The following is a 6,000-nucleotide window of genomic DNA, read 5'->3' as shown; positions in this document are numbered from 1 at the left end:
CAATCCTCGGTAGCTCAATGGCAGAGCGGGCGGCTGTTAACCGCTAGGTTGTAGGTTCAAATCCTACCCGAGGAGCCATTGCACACAAAAAGCTGCCACTTTCTCAGAAAGCGGCAGCTTTTTACTTTGGCAAAAATGTAAGCTATTTTCTCCACCCTATAGAAAACGCCAAATCGAATTTGCAGATTGCTGCTGTTTGAACCGTCCGTATCCCAGACATAGGGGATACAGGATTGCCAATCCAGCCAGCCAGTAGAGATACATTATCGGGAGGCTCGTACCGTGGGGTGTGAACCAGAGACCCAGCGCAGCATACAAGAAAAGATGGCTCACGTAAAATAATAGTGGCACCTGTCCAAATACGGCCAGGGGCTGGCGGAGGTATCGGAGTTTGTCGCCAAACTGGTTCAATAGCCACAGAATAATCAGATTGATGCCAGTGGTTAACAATGTAAAGGTCAGACTAGGCGGGTATTTGACCACGTTTAGGAAAGCGATCCAGGTGTTGTCTGCGCGGGGGCGGATATTGCCAAAGCCGTCAAGTGCGCGCAACGCGCCAAAGGCCAGCAGGAACGTAATCCCGAGCCAAAGCGCTCGTTTGAAGGCCAGACGGGGGTTCGACACAATCCAGTGGCCAAAGAGCATCCCGAAAGTGACCAACTTCAGCCAAGGAAGTACGGGATAATTCACCCACAAATTCAGATTTCCACCGGGGATCCATAGCAATTGCTGGGTGATTGAAAAAGATTGATTCCATTGATGGGGATTGGGGGTTAGCAACTCGGTTGCCAGGAAGAATACAACGGTTAGGGCGAGGAGATACTTCGGTTTAAGCCATAGCATCAGGCTTGCCATTATCATCGTGCCGCCCAATGCAAATAACACGCCAATATAGATGTCCAAACCCCAGCCGGAAGGAGAGAGTTCCCAGGCGCGATTGATTATCAATAATTGCAGTGCCATCAATAATCCGCCACGGAGCATGAAATGCCTGATGATAGCCCATTGACCCCAGCCCTGCTGCTTGCGGGCGTGGGCGAAGAGCAGCAGGGCTGTGCCCATTAGGAAGAAGAAGCCTGGGGCAGATAGGTGTGTGATGAAGCGTGTCAGAAAAGCCAGTGTATCCTGATAGACGGGAAAGGCACCTCCCCAATACTCGCCCGAGGAATGTTGTTGGGCGATGAAATGATTGGCATGGTCGAGCGCCATGAGGGCGATAATCCAGCCGCGCAATGCATCCAAAGATAGAAGCCGATCAGGTTTCCTATTCATAAAATCGCTTTCCTTTACTGTATGAGCCGTGCGGCAACGATCTCGGCGATGTCTTGCACTTGCATCGGGTTGCCAGCATCTTTGGCGGCGTCACTCATCATCGTCAGGCAGAAGGGGCAGCCCACGGCCAGTACATTGGCCTGGGTGGCAGTGGCCTCGCGGAAACGATTGGCGTTGACGCTTTCGCTGCCATGCTCTTCTTCTTTCCACATCTGCGCGCCGCCCGCGCCACAACAGAACGATTTCGCTCCGTGGCGCGGCATCTCAACCAATTTGAGGGATAAGCTATGGAGTGTCTGGCGCGGTTCCTCGGTGATGCCGTTTTGCCGTCCGAGATAGCAGGGGTCGTGGAAAGTGATGGTAGCAGGCGGGAGGTTGAAAGTTGAAGTTTGGGGATTTCCCACATCCAACTTCCCACTTTCTACTTTTAACTTGAGTTTTCCCTCGCCCATCAACTTATTGATCAACTGCGTATGATGCACAACTTCGTACTCGCCGCCAAAGGCGGGGTACTCGTTTTGGATGGTGTGCAGGCAATGCGGGCAGGTGGTAAGTATGCGCTTGGGGCGAATCTCGTTAAACGTCGCTACGTTCCCTTGCGCCAGTTCGTAAAAGAGATACTCGTTCCCGGCGCGGCGTGCCGAATCGCCGGTACAGGTTTCGGCCTCGCCCAGCACGGCGTAGTTTACCCCAGCGTGATTGAGGATTTTGGCAAAGGCGCGGGCCGTTTTCTGGGCATGCGCGTCGGTAGCTGGAGCGCAGCCCACCCACCATAAATATTCGGGGTTTGGGTTTTCGGCGATGGTCGGCACATCCAGGCCATCGGCCCATTTCATACGCTCGGCGGGTGAAATATTCCACGGGTTGGCGGTGCGCTCCATGCCGCGGAAAGCGGTTTGCCATTGTTCGGGGAAATTATTCTCCATCAGTACCAGCCCGCGGCGGATGTCGAGAATATCGCGCATTGGCTCGTTGCCCACGGGGCAAATATCCACACAGGCACCGCAGGCTGTGCAGGCCCACACCGCTTCTTCGGAGATGGCAAATTCAGTCAGAGGAACGGGATCAGCCCCGAGGTCATAATTCAAATGATAGCGCTTGTTAATTTCGAGCGCCGCTGGAGAGAGTACCTTGCCGGTGGTATTCGCCGGGCAGACTTCGGTGCAGCGGTTGCACATGATGCAGGCGTAGGCATCCATAAGCTGTTCCCAGCCCAGGTCTGCCAGCGTGGATGCGCCAAACTGCTCAATACTTTCATCTTCAAAGTTGAGCGCCGAAAGCTCGCCAATCGAGCGGCGTTCTGGTTTCAGTAAAAAATTTAGTGGGGCAAAAAACAGGTGAATATGTTTTGAGTAGGGGAAATAGGGCATGAAGGCCAGGATCAGCCCCAGCGCCATCCAGAAGGAGATATGCACCAGGGTTGAGATTGTGTTTGGGGCCAGCCCTGCCCACAGGGAACCGACCGCGGAGGCAAAAGGTTGCCACGGGTCCACGCGCCCACTTTGAGCGAGAAGGAAAGACTCTCCTAAAAAACGGAAGCCAACATGCAGCATGATAAACACCCCGACGATGGCCGAATCCCGCTGGATGCCCTTTCTCGCTCTGGGGTGGAGCAATATATCTTCGGCGTGAGTCAGCACCCGCGGGCGAAAAACGAAGCGCCGCATCAGCAGGGAAGCCATCCCGACGAGTACGCCAATGCTAAGCAGGTCGGCTAGCAATCGATAAATATTGCCCAATAATCCGGCTCCCAAAAAGTGAAAATTAGGGATGTAGGCGGTGAGCACATCGCCCAGATTGACCAGCAGGTAGTAGGTGAACCCCCAGACGACCAAAGCGTGCAGCAAACTGACCCCGAAGCGCAGACGCCAGGTGGGGCGTAGGGTGAGCGTGTTGGCAAGAGTCGCGAATAATCGCTCAGGAATCAACTTCCAGTCGGGGTTGCCATGCCCCTGGCTGATGATTGCAATCACGCGTTGAATACCGCGCCAGGTGGAGTAGCCGCTGGCGACGACAGCCAGGGTGAAGATAACTTTTTCGGGAAGGGTGAGCATAAGGGGGAAGGTAGCGGGTTGATATTAAACTTGCCAATCCGCTAAAATTTATATCACGCCCCGCCCTCGCCGTAGAATTCGGGGTCGGTGGGAGTTTTACCGGAGGGGTCCCAGACGTAAACCCAATCGCCGAGTTCGGCCCAATCGAAGAGCCAGCGCGCATCACCGATGGCGAGATTGACGCAGCCGTGCGACTGAGGGAAGCCCAGGTTGGCGCGCCAATAGGCGCCATGCAGAGCGCGGCGCTGGTCGAAGTACATCGTCCAGGGGACATCTTCGAGGTAGTAGGCATCGGAGCGGTCGGCCTCGAAGGAGCCGCGCATGGGAGTGGTATCAAGTTTTTCGTAAATCTGGAACACGCCCGGACGCGTCCAGAAGGGGTCCGAACCAGAAGCAATCAGGGTAGCAAAAACCAGTTCGTAATTATCGTAGACAGCAATCGTCTGTTCAAAAAGATTGACTTCCATCCAGCGCCCAGTGGTGATGCCTTCGGGCGGGGTGGTGTTGGGGATCACGCGGGCGACTACGCTTTCGGGCAGCCACTCGTCGGGGCCAACCAAATACCATTCGCTCTCATCGATGGTTGCCGCGCCGTATACCCAGATCAGGTCATGATTATTGAGTTGATGTCCGGTGTAATCCTGGTTGGCATCGCCGGGCGTGCGTTTGGTTTCTGCGTATCCGCTCTGACTGAGATAGGTTAATACCCAGCCGAAGGTTTGCGCGGGTGTGCGGGTGAATGTATAACCTTGAAAACGCGGCGGCGTGACGCGGATGACATCGTTGGCGGTCATCCAGGCGTTGGTATCAATTTCGTAAAAACGCGCCCCATCGACTACCGTATCTTGATAGTAGGAGATATAGCTGAAGGCCGAGTCTATATAACTGGCGGCGGTACTGTACTTTCCGGTGATGGCATCTTCAAGTGTGCCGTACACCGGGGCATTGCGCTCGCGCACCTGCGCGTAAAGAGAGGGTACAAAGGTAAGATTAATATCTGGGGGGCTGGCAGCAATTGGCGCTACGGGATAGGTAAAGCCGTTGGAAGCCAGATCGGTGAGTACTTGCGCCGGGCCGGAGGGCAGGCAATCGCTGGTGATATTGGGGTACGCACCCGGCAGGCAGACGCTCTCGGCGGCGTGCGCGGGCGATACGGATACCAGTAAGAAGGTTATCAGTAGAATGGGGGTCAGGTAGTAGGGTTTTGACATAGGAGCGAATCTTTTGTTTGCCACAGAGAGCACAGAGTTTTTGAGAATTCTCTCTGGGTACTTTATGGCTTAAATTTTGAAAGTGGATAGATTATATCAAATTTAGGCCCAGGTTACATCGCCGAAGAGATTTTCATCCCAGCCGCGGGCCAGGAAAGTTTCAAAGGCCGGGCGCTCCTGGCCGATAATTCCGCTGGGGCCGTGGCCGGGGAAGAATTGCGTCTCATCGGGCCAGGCGAAGGCGATGGTTTGCATGGTGTGCATGGTCTGGGCGAATTCTGTCGCTGACCAGGTTTTGCCGGGGCCACCGACGAAGATGGTGTCGCCCGAAATGACGCGTCCATCGCCGAGGTCGAAGCAAATCTGTCCGGGGGTGTGGCCGGGCGCGTGTATGGCTCGGAGGGTGAGATTCCCCACCGGGATGTGCAACCCATCCGCGAGCGGAGTATTGAATTCCAGGCCAAATTTCTCGGCGTCCGCCGGGTGTAGATACACCGGCGCGGGCACAGTTTCCAACAATTCGTCCAGCGCGTCCACATGATCGAAATGCCCGTGTGTGAGCAAAATCTTGTCGATGCGCGTTCCGGCGGTCAGCGCTAAAATGCTCTCCACTTCTGCGCCGGGGTCAATCACGGCGCTTGTGGCGGTTTCTTCGCAGATCACAACGTAGGTGTTCATCGGCCAGGGGCCGACGCTTTGGGAGAGGAGTTTGGCTTTCATGATAAATGGATTCCTGCGGCTTCATCGAGCAGCCAGCGTAATTTGCCGACGGCAGGACGTATAATTTGGGCGGGAAGCTCGTTGGGCTGATAGCGGCCCACAATGACTTGCCGCAGACGGTAGGCTTTCTTTTCGCCAGAGACCAGAAAGGCGACATTGGCGGCGGCGTTGATCAGCGCAGGCGTGAACGTGATGCGCCAACTCCCCAGTTTTTCAACGTATTGTGCCATGACCAGTTTTTCGTCTTCGTGAACGGCGGGAGTGCCGGGGAAGATAGAGGCCGTGTGCCCGTCGTCACCCATGCCCAGGAAAATCAGGTCGAAGCGGGTGGGTTTGGGGGCGAAGAATTTGCGCATGGCCGTTTGATAATCTTGCGCGGCCTGATGGGGTTTGGCTTCGCCGTGGATGCGGTGGATATTCTCTGATGGGATGGCGACGACTTTCAAAAAAGCATCGTGGGCCATGCGATAGTTGCTGTCTTCGCTATCGGGGGGAACGCAGCGTTCATCACCCCAGAAAACATGCACCCGCTCCCAATTAACTTGCTGGGCAAACTCGATCGTCGCCAGGTTTTGATACATGGCGCGCGGCGTAGAGCCTCCGGCCAGGGCAACGGAGAAATGCCCGTGATCGCGGATCGATTCCTGAGCCAGCGTGACGAATAATTCCGTGGCGGCGCGGGCGAGATCATCGGGGGTGGGGTAGGTTTGAATGATTGCCATAGGTTTGGGATGATTTGGCCT

5 protein-coding genes and 1 tRNA gene are annotated in these 6,000 nt (G+C 55.3%); 1 reads left to right on the top strand and 5 read right to left on the bottom strand.

What is annotated here, in order from left to right:
• Positions 1 to 3 precede the first annotated feature (3 nt).
• Positions 4 to 78 (top strand) — tRNA-Asn (locus HN413_12700).
• A 78-nt stretch (positions 79 to 156) separates the two neighbouring features.
• Here the strand turns inward: HN413_12700 and HN413_12695 are convergent.
• The 5 genes from HN413_12695 to pgl all read right to left on the bottom strand — a co-directional run bounded on the left by HN413_12695 (position 157) and on the right by pgl (position 5,979).
• Positions 157 to 1,272 (bottom strand): DUF1624 domain-containing protein, encoded by a 1,116-nt coding sequence (locus tag HN413_12695; GenBank protein MBT3391256.1) that lies wholly within the window; start codon positions 1,270 to 1,272, stop codon positions 157 to 159.
• A 14-nt stretch (positions 1,273 to 1,286) separates the two neighbouring features.
• Positions 1,287 to 3,326, bottom strand: coding sequence for a (Fe-S)-binding protein (locus HN413_12690; GenBank protein MBT3391255.1), 2,040 nt, complete (start codon positions 3,324 to 3,326; stop codon positions 1,287 to 1,289).
• A gap of 53 nt (positions 3,327 to 3,379) precedes the next feature.
• Complete coding sequence (locus tag HN413_12685; GenBank protein MBT3391254.1) at positions 3,380 to 4,537, bottom strand: L,D-transpeptidase; 1,158 nt, start codon at positions 4,535 to 4,537, stop codon at positions 3,380 to 3,382.
• A gap of 102 nt (positions 4,538 to 4,639) precedes the next feature.
• The gene (locus tag HN413_12680; GenBank protein ID MBT3391253.1) at positions 4,640 to 5,257 is read right to left on the bottom strand and encodes an MBL fold metallo-hydrolase; all 618 of its coding nucleotides are present in this window, start codon (positions 5,255 to 5,257) and stop codon (positions 4,640 to 4,642) included.
• Entirely contained in the window at positions 5,254 to 5,979 is a 726-nt protein-coding gene (pgl, locus tag HN413_12675) for a 6-phosphogluconolactonase (protein ID MBT3391252.1), read from the bottom strand. The genes HN413_12680 and pgl overlap by 4 nt, the downstream gene beginning before the upstream one ends.
• Positions 5,980 to 6,000: the final 21 nt, after the last annotated feature.

Source organism: Chloroflexota bacterium, assembly GCA_018648225.1.
In the GTDB taxonomy this organism is placed as follows: Bacteria; Chloroflexota; Anaerolineae; order Anaerolineales; family UBA11858; genus NIOZ-UU35.
This window is presented reverse-complemented; position numbering and strand designations above follow the sequence as displayed.